The organism is Saccharothrix sp. ALI-22-I, from assembly GCF_001984175.1.
Taxonomy (GTDB): Bacteria; Actinomycetota; Actinomycetes; order Mycobacteriales; family Pseudonocardiaceae; genus Actinosynnema.
Window position 1 is genome coordinate 1,013,043 of sequence record NZ_MTQP01000068.1, and the last position, 18,541, is coordinate 1,031,583.

Below are 18,541 nucleotides of genomic sequence, written 5' to 3' on the forward strand. Positions count from 1 at the left end.
TGCCGTCCGCGCCGGTCATCGGCAGTGTTGAGCCGTTGACTCTTGCGGTAAACATGGCCGGCGAACGCACACCGCCGCGTCAACAGTGGGTGGGCAGCCGGTCCAGGGCAGACCACTGTTCGAGGCGGGCCGTGGCCGCCGCCAGCTGCGCCCGATCGTCCTCCTGCTCCACCCGTTCGGCCGCGAACAACCCCAGCAGCTCGTGCAGCCGGTACCGGTCGCCGCCCAGGTGTTCGAGCATGTGCGCGCAGACCAGCGAGTACAGCAGCTGCTGGGCCTGCTCGTACTCCACCGCCGCCAGTACGGCGACCGCGGCCGTGGTGATCTCCGTGCACTTCAGGGTGCTGATCAGCCGCAGCACGCGGCGCTCCTCGTCGGCCAGGCGGCGGTAGGACCACGAGAACACGGTGCGCACGGCGACCTGGTCGTCCAAGGCGAGCACGTCCAGCCGGTTGTTCTCCTCGTCCAGGTGCCGCACCAGGTCACCCACCGACAACAGCGGGTCGGTGATGAGGTGTTCGGCGGCGATGCGCAGCGCGAGCGGCAGGTGGCCGCACCGCCGCACCAGCTCGGTCAACCCCTTCTGCGCCGAGGGGTCGGCGTCGAGCCGTGCCTTGCCGAGCGCCTCGCGCAGCAGTTCCTCCCCTTCGGCGTCGGTCAGCCGGCCCACGTCCAGCCGCTCGCCGTGGGTGCGCACCGCCAGCGCGGGCAGTGACCGACGGCTGGTCACGACCACGAAGCAGCAACCGGAACCGGGCAGCAGTGGCTGCACCTGGTCGGAGTCCGCGGCGTTGTCGAGCACCAGCAGCACCTCGCGGTCGGCGAGCATCGACCGCAACAGCGCGGCCCGGCGGGTGAGGTCCAGCGGGCCGACGTCGACGGGGGAGCCGAGCGCGAGTAGCAGTTCCTCCAGCACGTCCTCGGGTGCGGCGGGGAAACGGTCGTGGGAGAACCCGCCCAGGTCGACGAAGAGTTGGCCGTCGGGGAACCGGTGCGAGACGTCGTGCGCCCACCGCAGCGCGAGGGCGGTCTTGCCGACACCCGGAGCGCCCTCGATCACCGCGATGCGGGACGCGCCGGGGCGGTGCAGCTTCGCCAGCAGCGCGTCGAGCTGGTCCAGGTGGCCGCGCCGCCCGACGAACCCGGCGACGGCGGCCGGCAGTTCCGCGGGCCGGGGCACGTTGCTGCCGACGAGCGCGAGCAGCGTGCCGCGGGCCTCCAGCAACTCGTCGCAGCGCCGGGCGAAGTCGACCGACGGCGGAGTGCCGTGCTTGATCTTGCTCAACCAGCCGGGTGTGTACCCCGCCAGGTCGGCGAACTTGCGCCACGACAGCCCTCGGCGCAGCAGCAGCCGTTCCAACTCCGCGGCGAACGGCGTGTGAGCACGTCTGGCTCTGGAACCTCCCACGATGTGCCTCCCCCGGCCGTACCACGTGTTTATTTCAGCGTAACCGGACAACTACCCAGAGGAGTAATGCCTGAGAGTGCGTACAGCCGGTTGCCGCGTCACCGATGTCGCTCGTTCGGTGGCGGCGAAGAGCGTGGGCCCGTTGTTACGTTGCGATCGAGTCGATCTCGGAGCAGAGGGAGCTGATCCCGGATGAACGACGAAGCGATGGAGGACGCCGCCGCCGTCAGCGAGGTCGCGGCGATGTCCACGCTGTTCACGCCGTGGTCGGTGCGCCTGGCCGTCACCTACCGGCTGCCCGATCTGGTGGCCGAGGGCTGCACCGGCGTGGCCGAGTTGGCCGAGCGGTCGGGGACCGACCCGGACGCGCTGCGCCGCGTGCTGCGCCATCTGGTGAACCTCGGGCTGTTCACCGAAGCCGGACCGGATCAGGTGGAACTCGCGCCACGCGGCCGGGTGCTGCTGGCGGACCACCCCGCGCAGCTGGCGCGCTTCCTGGACCAGTCGAACTCGTGGGCCGAGCGGACCGACCGCGCGGTGCCGGGACTGCTGGAGTCCGTGCGCACGGGCACGAGCGCGTGGCGTTCGGTGTTCGGCCGGCCCTTCTGGGAGGACCTGGCCGCGGACGCGGAGTTCTCCAAGGCGTTCGACGAGGTGATGGCCGTGCACGCGGCGGTCTTCGGGCCCGCGGTCGCTTCCCGGTGGGATTGGTCGGGCGTGACGCGCCTGGTGGACGTCGGCGGGGGCACCGGCCTGGTGCTGGCCGAGGTGCTGCGCCGCCACCCGCACCTGCGCGGGACTCTGGTCGACCTGCCCGACACCGCGCGGCGGGCGCACCCCACCTTCGACGCCGCGGGTGTCGGCGACCGGGTGGAGGTGGCCGCCGGGAGCTTCTTCGACCCGCTGCCCGCCGGTGGGGACGTCTACCTGCTGTCCAACATCATCCACGACTGGGCGGACGCCGACAGCGAGCGCATCCTGCGGCGCTGCGCCGAGGCGGCGGGGCCGGGCGGCACGGTGCTGCTGGCGGAGCGCCTGGTCGGCGACGATCGCGCCCCGGCGGCGCGCACGCTGGTGAGCCAGCGGGACATGGCGATGCTGGTGCTGCTGGGCGCCCGGGAACGCGGTCTGGAGGAATTCCGGGCACTGGGCGAGGCGTCGGGACTCCGGCTGGAGTTCACCACACCGTTGGTGGCCGAGCAGGGCGTGCACCTGCTGGCCTTCACCGTCGCCGGCGACTGAGCCCTCTCGCGCCGGCGACTGATCCCCGGACTGCCTCAGCGCGCCCACACCGGGCGGATCGGCAGCCGGCGCAGGCCGATCGCCTGCCGGGGGTCGACCGGTTCGACACCGTCGCCGAGGCGGAAGTCGCTCCAGTCGGCGAGCAGCGCCTCCAGCGCCACCTTCTGCTCCAGCCGGGCCAGGGGCGCGCCGATGCAGAAGTGAATGCCCCGGCCCAGGGCCAGGTGCCGGTTCGGGTGGCGTCCCGGCCGGAACTCGTCGGCGTGCGGGAACTGCCGTTCGTCCAGGTTGGCCGAGGCGACCCACACCAGCACGACATCGCCCGCGGGGATCACCTGCCCGCCGAGGGTGACCTCCCGCGTGGTGCGCCGCGCGGTCGCGGGGAGTTGCCCGCGCAGCCGCAACACCTCCTCCACCGCCGCCGGGATCGCCGACGGCTCCGCGCGCAGCGCGGCGGCCACGTCGGGCCGGGTGGCCAGCAGGTGGACGGCGTTGCCCAGCACCATCGTCGTCGTGATGTGTCCGGCGACCAGCAGGAACCCGCAGACGCCGAGCACCTCCTCGTCGACCAGCCGCTGACCCTCGTCCTCGGCGAGCAGCAGCTTGCTGATCAGGTCGTCGCCGGGCCGCTGCCGCCGGTGTGCGATGACGTCGAGGAAGTAGGCGTTCATCTCGCCGATCTGCGGCTCGACCGAGCGCAGCATCTCCTCCGTCGGGATGATCACCGGGTCGTCTCCCCGCCCCTGGTAGAACAGCGCGTCCGCCCAGCGGCGGAACCGCTCGCGGTCGCTCAGCGGGACGCGCAGCAGTTCCGCGATCACCGCCAACGGCAGGGGGTAGGCCAGTGCGTCGATCAGCTCGACCTCCGGCCGGCCGCGCACCTCGTCGAGCAGTTCGCGGGTGATGCGCCGCACCACCGGCTCCAGCGCCTCCACCACCCGGGGTGTGAACGCCTTGCTCACCAGGCCGCGCAGCCGGCGGTGGTCGGGCGGGTCGAAGCCGTTGAACGCGCCGCGCGCCACGATGGCGAACTGCTCGGGCTGCACGACCAGGTCGCGCAGGTCCGACGAGTACGTTTCGTGGTCGGTGAGCACGGCGGTCGCGTCGGCGTGGCGGAACACGTGCCAGTGGCCGAGGACGCTGTCGCGCCGGATCGGGGCGTGTTCGCGCATGTGCGCCCACCACGACTTCAACGCTTCGTAGCCCGCCGGCTGGTCGGACAGGTCGAGTCCCGGAACGGTGTCGAGCACCACGAGCTCCTTCCGGACGCGGTACGGAAAATCCCGTGAATCACGGCGGTCGGCGCCGCCTCGATTTTCCGATCATAACGTCGCATTACCGGTAGTCGGACAATCCGCCGCACGGGTGACGTGGGCCGTTGGGTCGGTCAATGGTCCGATAGGGGGAACTTTTCGGCTGGTACAATTAAGGATCAGCTCGGTTCCGTAATTACCCGATCGGCCTATTGAGGCGCTTCGGCGGTAATCGCTAGGAATGTAACGGGCGTAGTTTGCGGGTTATAGGTCGGCCGGCTCTCCCGGTGTCTGGGGTTATCCGCTCTGTTGCTGCGCCGCTTCTTCGGCCGACGCCGCCCTGGGCGCCGATTTCTCGGCATGCCGAAATTCAGGTGTGCACGTCCATCGCACAAGGAGTGATCAGTGGAAACGACCTGGTTGTCCGATCGCACTGAGTGGCTGGCCAGCCGCACCGAGTGGATGTCCGACCGCACGGAGTGGCTGGCGAACCGCACCGAGTGGATGTCCGACCGCACGGAGTGGCTGACGAGCCGCACGGAGTGGATGTCCGGCCGCACCGAGTGGCTGGCCCCTCGGGCCGCCGCTGTGTCGGGCGCTTACGAGTTGGTCTCCGTTCGGTGACCCGTCGCGCCGGGGCGGCCGCCGCCGCTCCGGCGCCACGCTCGCCGGACAGGGTGGTCTGGGCACGGAGGACCGGAGGGTTCAGTGTTGGTCCCACTGGGGGTTCTGCTCGTAGCCGTCGCCGCGGTCGCGCACGCGGGGTGGAACGTGTGCGCCAAGCGGGTGCCGGACGGCGGCGCGGGTTTCGTGTGGCTCTACAAGATCGTCGGCAGTCTGCTGGTGCTGCCCATCGGCCTGGTGTTCCTGTTCCAGGAGGGCGCGGTCGACCTGCCGGGCGTGCTGCTGGCCGTCTCGGTCGGCGCGTTGTTCCAGCTCGCGTACTACGTCCTGCTCCAACTCGGCTACGCCAAGTCCGACCTGTCGGTGATCTACCCGCTGTCCAGCGGGATGGCGCCGCTGTTCTCGGTGACGGCGGCGGTGGTGCTGCTCGGCGAGCGACCGGGGCCGCTCGGCCTGGTCGGCGTGCTGGTGGTCGTCATCGGCGTGGTGATCATCAGCGCCTACCGCTCCACCGGCGACTCCACCCGCACCGCGAAGATCTACGGCGTCGTCTTCGGCGCGCTGATCGGACTGGCCAACGCCGCGGCGACGCTGTGGGACAAGCAGGCCGTCTCCAACCTCGACCTGTCCCCGTTCCTCTTCTACTGGGGCATCTCGGTGTTCGAGGTGTTGCTGCTGGCGCCGGTGGCGCTGCGTGACCGACCCCGGCTGCGCCGGCTGTGGACCGGCCACCGGCGCGAGGTGCTCCTGGTCGGTGTGCTGGCGCCGACCGCCTACGTCATCGTCCTGTTCGCGTTGCGCATCGCGCCGGTCAGCGTCATCGCGCCCGCGAAAGAACTCAGTGTCGTCATGGCCCTGGTCGGGGCGTGGCTCTTCTTGAAGGAGAAAGAACTCGCCCGCCGGTTCGTCGGCGCCCTGGTGGTGACCGGCGGGGTGTTGGTGCTGACTTACGCGTGACCCGCGGGAGTCGACTCGCCAAATCCGTGGTCGACATTTCGGAACTGTTCTTGTCCGCTCGTTCGCAAACATGGGAGAAGCATGTCCGCCAAGCATGTCCTGGTTACCGGTGGCGCGGGGTTCATCGGCCGAAACATGATCCGGAGGATGGTGCAGGACGGGTACGAGATCACCTCGCTCGACAACTACAAGATCGGTGGCAAAGAATTCCTGCCCCAGGACGTCCGGGAGACCGTGAACTGGGTGGAGGGCGACTCCCGTGACTACCGGCTGGTGGCCGAGGCGGTGAAGGGCAAGGACGCCGTCATCCACCTCGCCGCGCCGTCGTCGTTCCTGATGTACGAGGAGGACCCGGTCGACGGCGCCCACGTGACGACCCACGGCTTCCTCAACATCCTGGAGGCGGTGCGCCGCAGCGACGTGGAGAAGCTGGTCTACGCCAGCACCAGCGCCGTCTACGAGGGCAACCCGGTGCCCTACGTCGAGGGCATGGAGATCAAGCCGCCGGACCTCAAGGCGCTGTCGAAGAAGTGGAACGAGGAGGCGGCCCGCCAGTACTCCGAGCGGTACGGCATCAAGGCCATCGGGATGCGGCCGTTCAGCGTGTACGGCCACGACGAGTTCAGCAAGGGCGGCTACGCCAACGTCATCTCCCTGTTCGCCTGGGCCGCGCTCAACGGTGTCCGCCCGGTGGTGTGGGGCGACGGGAACCAGACGCGGGACTTCATCTACGTCGAGGACGCGGGCTATGCCTTCCAGGTCGCACTGGAAGCCGACCTGGAGACGCAGGAGTTCAACGTCGGCACCGGGATCGAGACGACCTTCAACGAGGCGCTGGCGCTGGTCGGTGCGGAACTGGGCGTCGAGCTGGAGCCCGAGTACGTGCCGGTGCCCATCGCCATCTACGCCGAGCGCCTGCTCGCCGACACCACACGGGCCCGCGAAGTGCTGGGCTTCGAGCCGCGGATCAGCGTCCGCGAGGGCGTGCGCCGGGTCGTCGAAGCCGGTCGGGAGGCCAAGCGGCAGTGGCCGGACCTCGGCTCGATGCAGATGTACTTCGAAACCCTGCCCAAGGCCTGAGCGGGATCGCCGCACCTGCCCTCCAGCGGCGGGTGCGGCCCCCCGGCCCGCCGTACACCCGCACGGAGACCACCAGGAGCGCGCGTGACCACAGTGCTGGCGCTGACCGACGCATCCGACGACGTCGAGAAGTTCTGCGTCGACGGGGAACTCCTCCTGTTCCGCATCGCGCAACTGCCGACGGAGCAGCACGACTTCGCCTTCTTCGAGCGGCAGTACCGGGCGCTCGCCGAGTCCTGCGACCTGTCGAAGGTCGACCTGGTCATCGCCGAGTACGTGGACTCCCTGCCGCTGCTGTACTTCATGCGCCGCGACGGCCACCACTGCCCGGCGCTGATGATCCCGCACACCAACCCCTACCCGCTCAACATCCTGTTCTACTTCCTGCTCGTCGCCGCGCACCCGCACCCGGCCGACCTGGTGATCTGCGGCTCCACCAACGCGGCCAACGCCTACCGGCGGCTGACCGGCATCCCGGCCCGCAACATCTGCACGTTCGGCATCAAGAACGTCTACCGGCCGCGGGACCGCGTGGCGAGCAGGCGGGCGCTCGGCCTGCCGGAGGACCGCCGGATCCTGCTGTACACGGGCCGGTTCATGAACGACAAGGGCTTGGGCGCGCTGCTGGAGGCGTACCGGCTCGTGCGGGAATCACGGCCGGACGCGTTGCTCGTGATGTCCGTGACGCATGTCGACCCGCCGTACTACAACCGCCTCGCGCCCCGGATGACCGACGTGGTCCTGTTCCAGCGGCTCGATCGCGCGTCGACCGTCGACCTGTACAACTCGGCCGACGTCTACTGGTCCGGCGCGACGAGCATCTTCGAGACCTACGGCAAGGCGCCGCTGGAGGCCCTGGCGTGCGGGGTGCCGGTCGTCGTGCCGCGGTGGGACGGCTTTCCCTACTTCATCGGGTCGCACAACGGGGCGCTCGCCGAGGTCGAAGCGGTCGAGACGGGCGTCAGCCCCTACGACTTCGCCCGGGTGCGGCCCGACGACCTGGCCGCCAAGTGCCTCGACGTCCTCGACCGCGCCGCCGACCTGCGCATCGAGCTGCCCGCGTGGGGCACCTACGACCACACCATGGGGGTGCTCACCGCACTGGTCCGCGACCTGGTCGCGACCGGTCGCGCCGCGGAGCCCTTCGACGCGGACCGCCGGCTCGCCGTCGACCACCTGCCGGAGTCGGTGCGGGCCGTGCTCTCCCACCACGGGCTGCGCACGACCCGGGACATCGTCGTCGAGGCACAGCGGCAGGGGTTGGTCGACCGCCGCTCGGCCGGCGACCCCGTCCTGCTGCGCCGCCTGCACGACGACGTCTTCGGGCCGATGGCGGCCGACCCGGCCACCGTCGCCGCGGAAGAGCCGCTCGCGGTCACCGCATGACCTCACCGCGTGACAAGGAGGCAATCACCATGCCGATCGAACCCGACAGCTCCACGTGCGCCCGATGCGGTATGCCGCTGTCCTACGACCGGTACGTCGCCACGGTGGAGGGCGATCCGGTCTCGCCGGACCCCGAGCTGTGCGCGCACTGCGCGGGCGTCGCCGCACCCGCGCCGGAGGTCGAGCGGCCGGTCGCCGAGGACCGCAGCGCGCAGCTGGACCTGCTCCTGCGCGCCTACCGGGAGAGCGCGGCCTGGCCCCGGGACGCCGGCGCGATCGCGCGGGAACTGGGCGTGCCCGACGACGCGGCGCCCGCCGCGCTGATCGAGAGCGTGCCCGAGCGCAGGCCCGGCTCCCGCTACGACGCCGTCGTGCTGTTCAGCGGGGGCAAGGACTCCAGCTGGATGCTCATGAAGCTGGCCCAGCGCGGCGACCTGCGGGTCGTGGCCTGGATGCTGGACCAGGGCTACCAGTCGCCCGCGGCGCTGCGCAACGCCGAGTCGCTGTGCGAGAAGCTCGGTGTCGAGCTGGTCGTCACCCGTCCGGAGCAGGACCCGATGAACACGCTGTTCCGCCTCGGGTTCGCGGTGAACGAGGAGCAGGACCCCCAGCTGCTGCGTGCCGCGATGTCCTACGGCCCCGCGTGCTGGCCGTGCTTCTCCACGATCGTGGCGCAGTCGTCGGTCTTCTGCCACGAGAACGACGTGCCGCTCTGCTTCATCGGCACCCAGAAGGGGCAGAACCGCACCAACATGCGCGGCAAGCCGTACGTGCCGGGAGGGGCGCTGCCCCCGTTGGACGCCGCGGTCGAGGACATGGTGTCGATGCTGCGGGCCCACGCCCAGGCCAAGGCGCCGGAGGCGGCCGAGCTGCTGCGCACGTTCCGCACCCGGACGGTCATGGTGCCGTTCTACGAGTTCATCCCGCAGCCCCCGCTGGAGCGCAAGATCGCCGACCTGGAGGCGCTGGGCTGGGCCGTGCCGCGCAACACCGGCTCGTGCAGCACCAACTGCATGATGAACGAGCTCGGCTACCGGATCATGCGCAACCAGTACGGCTTCGACATCTACCAGATCATGGAGGCCCACGAGCGCCGGCTGATGCCGAACCCGACGCCCGCCGACATCGCCGTGCTGGACGAGGACGCGATCCAGCGCGGGGCGAAGCTGATCCAGCTTACCCCGGTCGAGCGCCTCAAGTGGGGTGTGGACAGGGGGCGGGCGTGACCCCGTCGGGTCCGCCGTCCTGGGACCGGGTCCGCGCGGAGTTCCTGCTCGACCCGACCTACGCGCACCTGTCGATGTCGCTGGTCGCCTCGCACCCCCGACCGGTCCGGGAGGCGGTCGAGCGACACCGCTCGGGCCTGGACGCGAACCCGGCGCTGTACTTCCACCACCGTGACGAACTGGTGCGCGTCGTGCTCGACCGCGCGGGCGCCTACCTCGGCGCCGCGCCCGACGCCATCGCGCTCACCGAGAGCACCACCGCGGGCCTGGCCGTCGTGCTGGCCGGCTTCCGGCTGCGGCCGGGGGAGGAGATCGTCAGCACCGAGCACGAGCACTACGCCGCCTCCGAAATGCTCCGGTTCAAGGCCGCGAGCAGCAGCGCACGGCACCGCGTGATCCGGCTTTACCGGGACCCGAGGCGGGTGACGGAGGAGGAAGTCGTGTCCGCGCTGCGCGAGGGCATCTCCGACGACACCCGGCTGCTGGTGCTCACCTGGGTGCACTCGGGCACCGGCGTCAAACTGCCGCTCGCCCGGCTGGGCGCGCTGGTCGCCGAGGTCAACCGGGGGCGGGCGGCCGGCCGCGAGGTGCTGGTCTGCGTCGACGGCGTGCACGGCTTCGGCGTGGAGGACTTCCGGGTCGCCGACCTGGGGTGCGACTTCTTCGTCACCGGTTGTCACAAGTGGCTGTTCGGGCCGCGCGGCACCGGCCTGGTGTGGGGCAGCGAGCGGGGGTGGGCCGCGGTCGCCCCGATCTCGCCGTCGTTCGACGTGGAGGTGTTCTGGCCCTGGTACCTGGGGTCCTCGCCCGACGACGTCGCGCCGCCGGGACGGCGGCACAGCCCCGGCGGGTTCCCCGCCTTCGAGCACCGGTGGGCGTTGGCCGAGGCGTTCGAGTTCCACACCGCGATCGGCAAGGCCGCGGTGGCGGCGCGGACCAGACAGCTCAACGACCGCTGCCAGGAGGGCTTGGCCGCCGTGCCGGGTGTGTCGGTGCGCACCCCGGTCGACCCCGCGCTGTCGGCGGGGATGGTCTGCTTCGACGTGCCGGGGATGCCGCCGGACGTGGTGGTCGAACGGCTCCTCGACGCCCGCGTCATCGCCGGCCAGACGCCCTACCGGAGCAGCGCCGTCCGCTTCGCACCGAGCGTGGTGAACTCGCCGGCCGACGTCGACCGCGGCGTCGAGGCGCTGGCCGCCATCGTGCCCAGACTCGCCGAAGCCGAGAGGTGATCGCCTTGTCCGATGCCCGACCGGTACTGCGTGCCACGTTCGACGCGGTCGCCGACCGTTACGACCCCTCCGACGTCGACTACTTCCGACCGGTGGGGCGCCGGGTGGTCGAACTCGCCGAGATCCGCGCGGGGGACGCGGTGCTGGACGTGGGGTGCGGGCGGGGCGCCGCCCTGTTCCCGGCAGCCGCCGCGGCCGGCGGTGAGGGCCGCGTCGTCGGCATCGACCTGTCCGAGGCGATGGTGGCGGCGACGGCGGCCGAAGCGCGTGCCCTCGGCCTGTCCGGGGTCGAGGTGCTGCGGATGGACGGCCAGGACCCGGACTTCCCGGCGGGCTCGTTCGACGCGGTGATCGGCAGCATGAGCGTGCACATGCTGCCGGACACCGGCGCGGCGTTCGCCCGGTTCCGGGAGTTGCTGCGGCCCGGAGGCCGGCTGTGCGTGTCCGCGCCCACCACCGTGTTGACCCCGCGTCCCCTGGTCTTCGGCCTCGCCTCGATCGCCAAGTGGGTGCAGGAGTACGAGGCGGGCACCCGGGTCTATCCCCAGTCCTCGGCGTTCGGCGGAGAGGAACGCGTCCTGGCTGATCTGCGGACCGCCGGGTTCCGCGCGGCGGCCGTGCGCGACGAGGTGCTGCACCTGACGGCGAGCTCCGGCCGGGCGCTGGTCGACTGGACCTGGACGCACGGCATGCGGCTGTTCTGGGAGCGGGTGCCCGCGGACCGGCGGGCGGACGTGGCGGCCGACATCGACGCCGAGGCCGAGACCCACCGGGACCCCGACACGGGCCTGGTGACGATTCCGACGATGGTCAGCTACGTCATGGCCCGGTGATCGGTGCGCGTGCGTCCGGGCCGGGACCGCCCGCCCGTGCCCGGGCGTACCGCACCCGTCTCACGGCCGCCGACGTGACTTGGCCAGCGCCCGGGCCCGCGCCACCAGGTCGTCCACCAGGTCCGAGTCGACGACGGGCGGGGCGCCGTCGGAGCAGCAGGGCGGCTTGGTGCGCCGCTCGTTCAACCGGGGTCGCACCCCGGCCAACTCGTACAGGGCGTCGTACAGGTTCCGGCCCGGATCATCGTCGTGGGCGCCCACGAGCAACACCCACGCGTTGGCGGGGGAGGGGAAAGCCACCACGACCCGATCGGGTCCGTGCAGGTGCTTCACGCACAACCGGGGTAACGGGTCGGGACCGGTCACCCGGTATCCGAGGGCTGAGCAGCCGCTGTGCGCGAGTTCGTCCAGGAAACGGTCGTAGGCCACGCGGGCCGCGCCGCGCAGGCCTGCCGCTTGGGTACCGGCGACGGGCGTTTCGACAACCGTGATCAGCGGACCACGCGTCCTTCACCGCGGTGCATCTGCGCCAGGCTGTCGGCCAGGTCCTCGCGCTCCAACAGCGCCGAATCGCTCAACCGCCGGTGCACCTCGTCCAACAGCGCGCGGCTCTTTCCGGCCCGCCGCAGCTCCGACACGACGTGCAGCACCTCGTGCAGCCGCACCGCGTCCAACAGCATCCGGGGCTCCCGGCTGTGAATGGCGAGCACACCCTCGCGGGCCCACGCCTTGACCGTCTTCTCGGTCAGGTCCAGCAGCTCACCGGCCACCACCGGACGCACCGGTGGCGCCGTGCGCAGGGCTTTCGCCACCACGCCGTGCAACTTCCGCCGCCGCTCGTCGTCCTCCGACAAGCTCGACGCGACCTCTTCGATCTCCTCGATCTGGTCGAACAGGTCACGGATCTGCGCGGCCTCGGTGGCGACGGACATGACGGACCTCCCGGTGTCACTACCGATTATCACCCTATTTTTCGGTAGTGACAACGGTGGCCCCGCACACACCGCGCGGGGCCACCGTGGCGAAGATCAGGACGAGAAGAACAACCCACCCAGACCGCGGTGCTTCCGGTGCCCGTAGTGGCCGCCGTAGCCCGGCTGGGCGCCCCAGCCCGGCTGGACCACCGGCTGCTGCACGTAGTGCACCTGCGGCTGCGGTGCGGCGACCGGAGGCGGGGGCGGCGGAGCCATCTGCTGCTCAAGCCGGGTGATGGCCTCCAGCTCGCCGTAGTCGAGGAAGACCCCGCGGCAGCCATCACACTGCTCGATGTGCACGCCCATGCGGTCGAAGGTGCGCATGTTCGCATGACACTTGGGACACTGCATCGTGTGAGCCTCCTGCTCTTGACGCGATGAACCCGATATTAGCCGCGCGGAATGGGTTCGTGTGCCGACACGATCCGGGCACACGCCTCGATCAGCGCTTCCTGCGCGTCGTTCAACTCCTTCTCGTCGCGCTGCGCAGCGGACAGGGCACGCGCCGCCATCTGGACGACCAGAGCGCGCGCCGGCGCCTCCAGCACCGACCACGGGTCGTCCCGTGGCACGCCGGTCCCGCCCGCGTCCAGGTACGACCCGAGCAGCCGACCCCACGCCGGAGCGTCGAGCACTCCCGCCGCGTGCAGGGCGGCGGGCCGGGCCAGGTCCCACGCCGGGTCGCCGACGCCGAGGTCGTCCACGTCGATCAGCCGGTACCCGTCCCGCCACACCAGCTGGCCCAGGTGCCAGTCACCGTGGATGAGGGTGGTCCCGCCCGACGCGAACTGCGGCAACGTCGCGAACGCCCGCCGCACCAGCGCAGCGGCGGGCGTGTCCAGCGTCAGGTCGCGCACCGCCCGTTCCATCCGCGGGTGGGCCCCGGCGAGGGGCACGGGCGGCGCGAAATCGGCGGCGGTGAACCGGTGCAACGCGGCCAGCATCCGCCCGGCGGCCTCCATCGGCAGGTCCTCCGGCTCGCTCTGCGGCACCGGCGTGCCCATCGGCCAGGCCGTGACGACCCGCCCGAGCACCACCGCCGGCGCCGACCGGGGCGACAGCAGGAGTTCACCCAACCGTGGGTCGGCGGCCAACCGGAGCCGCTCGGTGAGCACCGCGAGGTCCGTGCCGCGTTCGTGCGCCTTGAGCACCACGTCCGCGACCCGCACCACCACGACGTCGCCGCGCACCGCGAGCACCTCGGGCGAGGCGTCGGCGGCCACCAGCGCCGCCATGCCCGCGATGAGATCGGAGTTCACCCGATCAAGTCTTCCGGACGCAACGATCCGGGGTGCCGCCGGCGTCGTCCACGACGAGAGCCCGAGCGCACGATTCGCGGGTGGGCGGGCGGCGTGTCAAGGTGTGGCGGGTATCCGTTTTGACCCGTGGGAACCAGGCGGGGTATCTTTGGTACTCGTGCCCGACCCATGTCGGGCCGCTCCGCGTGCCTACGCGCCAGTGGTGCTGGAAAGCCGGTCGCGGTGACCTCCACGCGTAGGGGCATCCTGGGATGTCGCCTGCGGACCTGGGACAGGGCTTCGCACCTTCGGTTCCGCCGAGGGGAGCGACACGCCCGACCTCGGGTGCAGAGAGGGACCAAGTAAACAGGGCTCGTCGCCCACGCGGCGAGCACGTAAAGGGAAGAAGCAGCCGGCGTATGCCAACGATCCAGCAGCTGGTCCGCAAGGGCCGGCAGGACAAGGTCGCCAAGCAGAAGACCGCGGCGCTCAAGGGCAGTCCGCAGCGGCGCGGTGTGTGCACCCGCGTCTACACGACCACGCCCAAGAAGCCGAACTCGGCGCTGCGCAAGGTCGCCCGCGTGAAGCTGACCAGCGGTATCGAGGTCACGGCTTACATCCCCGGTGAGGGCCACAACCTGCAGGAGCACTCGATGGTGCTCGTGCGCGGCGGTCGTGTGAAGGACCTCCCCGGCGTCCGCTACAAGATCATTCGCGGTTCCCTCGACACGCAGGGCGTGAAGAACCGCAAGCAGGCTCGCAGCCGGTACGGCGCGAAGAAGGAGAAGAGCTGATGCCCCGCAAGGGACCGGCCCCGAAGCGGCCGCTGATCTCCGACCCGGTCTACAGCTCTCCGCTGGTGACCCAGCTCATCAACAAGGTGCTGGTCGACGGCAAGCGCTCCGTGGCCGAGCGGATCGTGTACGGCGCCCTCGAAGGCGCCCGCGACAAGACGGGCACCGACCCGGTCGTCACGCTCAAGCGCGCTCTGGACAACGTCAAGCCCGCCCTGGAAGTGAAGTCCCGCCGCGTCGGTGGCGCCACCTACCAGGTGCCGGTCGAGGTGAAGCCGGGCCGCTCGACCACGCTCGCGCTGCGCTGGCTGATCACCTTCTCCCGGCAGCGCCGTGAGAAGACCATGATCGAGCGCCTGATGAACGAGCTGCTCGACGCGAGCAACGGCCTGGGCGCGAGTGTCAAGCGCCGCGAGGACACGCACAAGATGGCCGAGTCGAACAAGGCCTTCGCCCACTACCGCTGGTGACGTGCCGCCAGGCGGGGTAAGCCCCGAGCTCCCCGCCTGGCGCCTCCCAGCCCTAGTGAGCCTGCTACCAGCTAGCTCAAGACAGGGGAAGACACCCGTGGCACAGGACGTGCTCACCGACCTGGCCAAGGTCCGCAACATCGGGATCATGGCCCATATCGACGCGGGCAAGACCACGACGACCGAGCGGATCCTGTTCTACACCGGGATCAGCTACAAGATCGGCGAGGTCCACGACGGCGCCGCGGTGATGGACTGGATGGAGCAGGAGCAGGAGCGCGGCATCACGATCACGTCGGCCGCGACGACCTGTTTCTGGAAGAACCACCAGATCAACATCATCGACACGCCGGGCCACGTCGACTTCACCGTCGAGGTGGAGCGCAACCTCCGCGTCCTCGATGGTGCCGTTGCCGTCTTCGACGGCAAGGAAGGCGTCGAGCCCCAGTCCGAGCAGGTCTGGCGCCAGGCGACCAAGTACGACGTCCCGCGCATCTGCTTCGTCAACAAGATGGACAAGCTCGGCGCGGACTTCTACTTCACGGTCCGCACCATCCAGGAGCGCCTGGGCGCGAAGCCGCTGCCGATCCAGCTCCCGATCGGGTCGGAAAGCGACTTCATCGGCGTGGTCGACCTGGTCGAGATGCGTGCGCTGACCTGGCGTGGCGAGGTCCAGAAGGGCGAGGACTACACGGTCGAGGAGATCCCGGCCGACCTCGCCGACAGGGCCGCCGAGTACCGCGAGGCGCTGGTCGAGGCCGTGGCCGAGACCGACGACGACCTCATGGAGGCCTACCTCGCCGGCGAGGAGCTCACCGTCGAGCAGATCAAGACGGGCATCCGCGCGATCGTCAAGAACCGCTCCGGCTACCCGGTGCTGTGCGGCTCGGCGTTCAAGAACAAGGGCGTCCAGCCCATGCTCGACGCGGTGATCGACTACCTGCCGGCTCCGCTGGACCTCCCGCCGGTCGAGGGCACGCTGCAGGACGGCGAGACGCCGGCCTTCCGCGCGCCCAAGACCGACGAGCCGTTCGCCGCGCTCGCGTTCAAGATCGCCGCACACCCCTTCTTCGGCAAGCTCACCTACATCCGGGTCTACTCGGGCAAGGTGGCCGCGGGCACCCAGGTCATCAACTCGACCAAGGACCGCAAGGAGCGCATCGGGAAGATCTTCCAGATGCACGCCAACAAGGAGAACCCGGTCGACGAGGCCATGGCCGGCCACATCTACGCGGTCATCGGCCTGAAGGACACCACCACCGGTGAGACGCTCTGCGACCCGCAGAACCCCATCGTGCTGGAGTCCATGACCTTCCCCGAGCCGGTCATCCAGGTGGCGATCGAGCCCAAGACGAAGGCCGACCAGGAGAAGCTGGGCACCGCGATCCAGAAGCTGGCCGAGGAGGACCCGACGTTCCGGGTCAACCTGGACCAGGAGACCGGTCAGACCATCATCGCCGGCATGGGCGAGCTCCACCTGGACATCCTGGTGGACCGCATGCGCCGCGAGTTCAAGGTCGAGGCCAACATCGGTAAGCCGCAGGTGGCGTACCGGGAGACGATCCGCCGCAAGGTGGAGAAGTACTCCTACACCCACAAGAAGCAGACCGGTGGTTCCGGCCAGTTCGCGAAGGTCCTCATCGACCTGGAGCCGCTGGAGAAGACCGAGGACGGCGCGCTCTACGAGTTCGTCAACGGGGTCACCGGTGGCCGCATCCCCCGGGAGTACATCCCGTCGGTGGACGCGGGCGCCCAGGACGCGATGCAGTACGGCGTGCTGGCGGGTTACCCGCTGGTGGGCGTCAAGCTGACCCTGATCGACGGCGCCTACCACGAGGTCGACTCGTCGGAAATGGCGTTCAAGATCGCGGGTTCCATGGCGCTCAAGGAAGCCGCTCGCCTGGCGAGCCCGGCCATCCTGGAGCCGTTGATGGCGGTCGAGGTCACCACGCCCGAGGACTACATGGGCGACGTGATCGGCGACTTGAACTCCCGCCGTGGCCAGATCCAGGCCATGGAGGAGCGCAGTGGCGCCCGTGTCGTGAAGGCACTGGTCCCGCTGTCGGAGATGTTCGGGTATGTCGGCGACCTGCGGTCCAGGACCCAGGGTCGCGCGAACTACTCGATGACCTTTGACTCCTACGCCGAGGTTCCCGCGAACGTCGCGAAGGAGATCATCGCGAAGGCTACGGGCGAGTAACCCCAACCGGAGCACCGCAGCACCACGCGGGCTCTCCGGGGACCGCCCCGGGGTCCGCACAACCGACCCTGACGTGACGTCCGGCGGGCGGGAATCCGCCCGCCGGACTAAGCAATAGAAGTCCAGGAGGACAATCCAGTGGCGAAGGCGAAGTTCGAGCGGACGAAGCCGCACGTCAACATCGGCACCATCGGTCACATCGACCACGGCAAGACGACGCTGACCGCGGCGATCTCCAAGGTGCTGCACGACAAGTTCCCGGACCTGAACCCCTTCACGCCGTTCGACCAGATCGACAAGGCGCCGGAGGAGAAGCAGCGCGGCATCACGATCTCGATCGCCCACATCGAGTACCAGACCGCGAACCGGCACTACGCGCACGTCGACTGCCCCGGTCACGCCGACTACATCAAGAACATGATCACCGGTGCGGCGCAGATGGACGGCGCCATCCTGGTGGTCGCGGCGACCGACGGCCCGATGCCGCAGACCAAGGAGCACGTGCTCCTGGCCCGCCAGGTCGGCGTGCCCTACATCGTGGTGGCCCTGAACAAGGCCGACATGGTGGACGACGAGGAGATCCTGGAGCTCGTCGAGCTCGAGGTCCGCGAGCTGCTCTCCGAGTACGAGTTCCCCGGTGACGACCTGCCGGTCGTCCGCGTCTCCGCGCTGAAGGCGCTGGAGGGCGACGCCGAGTGGGGCGAGAAGCTCATCGGCCTCATGGACGCCGTGGACGAGAACATCCCGGAGCCCGAGCGCGAGGTCGACCGGCCGTTCCTGATGCCGGTCGAGGACGTGTTCACCATCACCGGTCGTGGCACCGTGGTGACCGGTCGTATCGAGCGCGGCATCGTCAAGGTCAACGAAGAGGTCGAGATCGTCGGCATCAAGGAGACCTCGAAGAAGACCACGGTCACCTCGATCGAGATGTTCAAGAAGTTCCTCGACGAGGGTCGCGCCGGCGACAACGCGGCGCTGCTGCTGCGTGGCGTGAAGCGCGAGGAGGTGGAGCGCGGCATGGTGATCGTGAAGCCGGGCACCACCACCCCGCACACCGAGTTCGACGCGCAGGTCTACATCCTGTCGAAGGACGAGGGTGGCCGGCACACGCCGTTCTTCAACAACTACCGGCCGCAGTTCTACTTCCGCACCACCGACGTGACCGGCGTGGTGACCCTCCCCGAGGGCACCGAGATGGTCATGCCGGGCGACACCACGACCATGGCCGTGAAGCTGATCCAGCCGATCGCCATGGACGAGGGTCTGCGGTTCGCCATCCGCGAGGGTGGCCGCACCGTGGGCGCGGGCTCGGTCACCAAGATCATCAAGTGATCTAGCTCTACAACTCCACCCCCGATTTGGTCTGCGCGTCCGCGTGTGCGACGATTGACGGGTTGCTCGTCGGGGCGGCCGGTTCGAGTTCTGGAGTCGGCCGCCCCGCCACGAGCGGGGTTTGATCGAGTAAGACAATCCCACAGGCTCTATCAGTGGGACCGGTCTATGCGTTGGGGCGCGACACGCCCGACCGCGTGGACCGGGCACCGTGACACCGCTCGGTGTCAATCCTGAATAGGGGGCGGAGCGCGCCGGAGGTCCCGTGACCTCGTGCAAGGTGCCCGCACCG

At 70.0% G+C, this 18,541-nt stretch carries 18 protein-coding genes; 12 read left to right on the forward strand and 6 right to left on the reverse strand.

All coding sequences use genetic code 11. The annotated features are described in order from the left end of the window. Positions 1 to 79: 79 nt before the first annotated feature. Positions 80 to 1,408: an NB-ARC domain-containing protein gene (locus ALI22I_RS41705; protein ID WP_143532692.1), complete on the reverse strand. Its 1,329-nt coding sequence runs from the start codon at positions 1,406 to 1,408 to the stop codon at positions 80 to 82. 192 nt (positions 1,409 to 1,600) lie between these two features. Between ALI22I_RS41705 and ALI22I_RS41710 the strand changes: the two genes are divergently transcribed. Next, positions 1,601 to 2,650, forward strand: a complete 1,050-nt coding sequence (locus ALI22I_RS41710) for a methyltransferase (RefSeq protein WP_077011021.1) — start codon at positions 1,601 to 1,603, stop codon at positions 2,648 to 2,650. Positions 2,651 to 2,685: 35 nt separating this feature from the next. Here ALI22I_RS41710 and ALI22I_RS41715 read toward each other — a convergent pair whose 3' ends face one another. Next, positions 2,686 to 3,900 carry a cytochrome P450 gene (locus tag ALI22I_RS41715; RefSeq protein ID WP_143532693.1) on the reverse strand — a complete coding sequence of 405 codons (1,215 nt, stop codon included), beginning with the start codon at positions 3,898 to 3,900 and terminating at the stop codon, positions 2,686 to 2,688. 408 nt (positions 3,901 to 4,308) lie between these two features. Here ALI22I_RS41715 and ALI22I_RS41720 point away from each other — a divergent pair, with 408 nt between their 5' ends. The 7 genes from ALI22I_RS41720 to ALI22I_RS51595 all read left to right on the forward strand — a co-directional run bounded on the left by ALI22I_RS41720 (position 4,309) and on the right by ALI22I_RS51595 (position 11,241). Then, positions 4,309 to 4,527, forward strand: a complete 219-nt coding sequence (locus ALI22I_RS41720; protein WP_077011022.1) for a hypothetical protein — start codon at positions 4,309 to 4,311, stop codon at positions 4,525 to 4,527. Between the two features lie 84 nt (positions 4,528 to 4,611). Continuing rightward, on the forward strand, positions 4,612 to 5,484 hold the full coding sequence (locus ALI22I_RS41725; RefSeq protein WP_238598809.1) for an EamA family transporter: 873 nt from the start codon (positions 4,612 to 4,614) through the stop codon (positions 5,482 to 5,484). 81 nt (positions 5,485 to 5,565) lie between these two features. After that, complete coding sequence (locus ALI22I_RS41730; protein WP_077011023.1) at positions 5,566 to 6,564, forward strand: NAD-dependent epimerase/dehydratase family protein; 999 nt, start codon at positions 5,566 to 5,568, stop codon at positions 6,562 to 6,564. 84 nt (positions 6,565 to 6,648) lie between these two features. Continuing rightward, positions 6,649 to 7,950 (forward strand): glycosyltransferase family 4 protein, encoded by a 1,302-nt coding sequence (locus ALI22I_RS41735; protein ID WP_077011024.1) that lies wholly within the window; start codon positions 6,649 to 6,651, stop codon positions 7,948 to 7,950. A 29-nt stretch (positions 7,951 to 7,979) separates the two neighbouring features. After that, positions 7,980 to 9,176, forward strand: a complete 1,197-nt coding sequence (locus tag ALI22I_RS50020) for a hypothetical protein (protein WP_143532694.1) — start codon at positions 7,980 to 7,982, stop codon at positions 9,174 to 9,176. Next, positions 9,173 to 10,408: an aminotransferase class V-fold PLP-dependent enzyme gene (locus tag ALI22I_RS50025; RefSeq protein WP_077011026.1), complete on the forward strand. Its 1,236-nt coding sequence runs from the start codon at positions 9,173 to 9,175 to the stop codon at positions 10,406 to 10,408. The genes ALI22I_RS50020 and ALI22I_RS50025 overlap by 4 nt, the downstream gene beginning before the upstream one ends. 5 nt (positions 10,409 to 10,413) lie before the next feature. Further along, complete coding sequence (locus ALI22I_RS51595; RefSeq protein WP_179118526.1) at positions 10,414 to 11,241, forward strand: class I SAM-dependent methyltransferase; 828 nt, start codon at positions 10,414 to 10,416, stop codon at positions 11,239 to 11,241. A gap of 60 nt (positions 11,242 to 11,301) precedes the next feature. On the opposite strand, the gene ALI22I_RS41755 is transcribed toward ALI22I_RS51595, so the two are convergent. From ALI22I_RS41755 to ALI22I_RS41770, 4 genes are all read right to left on the reverse strand, one after another. Then, positions 11,302 to 11,670, reverse strand: a complete 369-nt coding sequence (locus ALI22I_RS41755) for a hypothetical protein (RefSeq protein ID WP_077011027.1) — start codon at positions 11,668 to 11,670, stop codon at positions 11,302 to 11,304. Positions 11,671 to 11,732: 62 nt separating this feature from the next. Then, a complete protein-coding gene (locus tag ALI22I_RS41760; protein WP_077011028.1) occupies positions 11,733 to 12,173 on the reverse strand; it encodes a hypothetical protein in 441 nt (146 codons plus the stop codon). A gap of 96 nt (positions 12,174 to 12,269) precedes the next feature. Beyond that, complete coding sequence (locus ALI22I_RS41765) at positions 12,270 to 12,566, reverse strand: TFIIB-type zinc ribbon-containing protein (RefSeq protein WP_077011029.1); 297 nt, start codon at positions 12,564 to 12,566, stop codon at positions 12,270 to 12,272. 38 nt (positions 12,567 to 12,604) lie between these two features. Next, a complete protein-coding gene (locus ALI22I_RS41770) occupies positions 12,605 to 13,474 on the reverse strand; it encodes a phosphotransferase (protein ID WP_077011030.1) in 870 nt (289 codons plus the stop codon). Between the two features lie 398 nt (positions 13,475 to 13,872). Here ALI22I_RS41770 and rpsL point away from each other — a divergent pair, with 398 nt between their 5' ends. The 4 genes from rpsL (at position 13,873) to tuf (ending at position 18,249) form a co-directional block, all read left to right on the forward strand. Then, complete coding sequence (rpsL, locus tag ALI22I_RS41775; protein ID WP_030473471.1) at positions 13,873 to 14,247, forward strand: 30S ribosomal protein S12; 375 nt, start codon at positions 13,873 to 13,875, stop codon at positions 14,245 to 14,247. Then, positions 14,247 to 14,717: a 30S ribosomal protein S7 gene (rpsG, locus tag ALI22I_RS41780; protein WP_053715239.1), complete on the forward strand. Its 471-nt coding sequence runs from the start codon at positions 14,247 to 14,249 to the stop codon at positions 14,715 to 14,717. Before rpsL ends, rpsG begins: the two co-directional genes overlap by 1 nt. 97 nt (positions 14,718 to 14,814) lie before the next feature. Beyond that, positions 14,815 to 16,917 carry an elongation factor G gene (gene fusA, locus ALI22I_RS41785; protein WP_077011031.1) on the forward strand — a complete coding sequence of 701 codons (2,103 nt, stop codon included), beginning with the start codon at positions 14,815 to 14,817 and terminating at the stop codon, positions 16,915 to 16,917. A gap of 138 nt (positions 16,918 to 17,055) precedes the next feature. Beyond that, the gene (tuf, locus tag ALI22I_RS41790) at positions 17,056 to 18,249 is read left to right on the forward strand and encodes an elongation factor Tu (RefSeq protein WP_077011032.1); all 1,194 of its coding nucleotides are present in this window, start codon (positions 17,056 to 17,058) and stop codon (positions 18,247 to 18,249) included. Positions 18,250 to 18,541 lie beyond the last annotated feature (292 nt).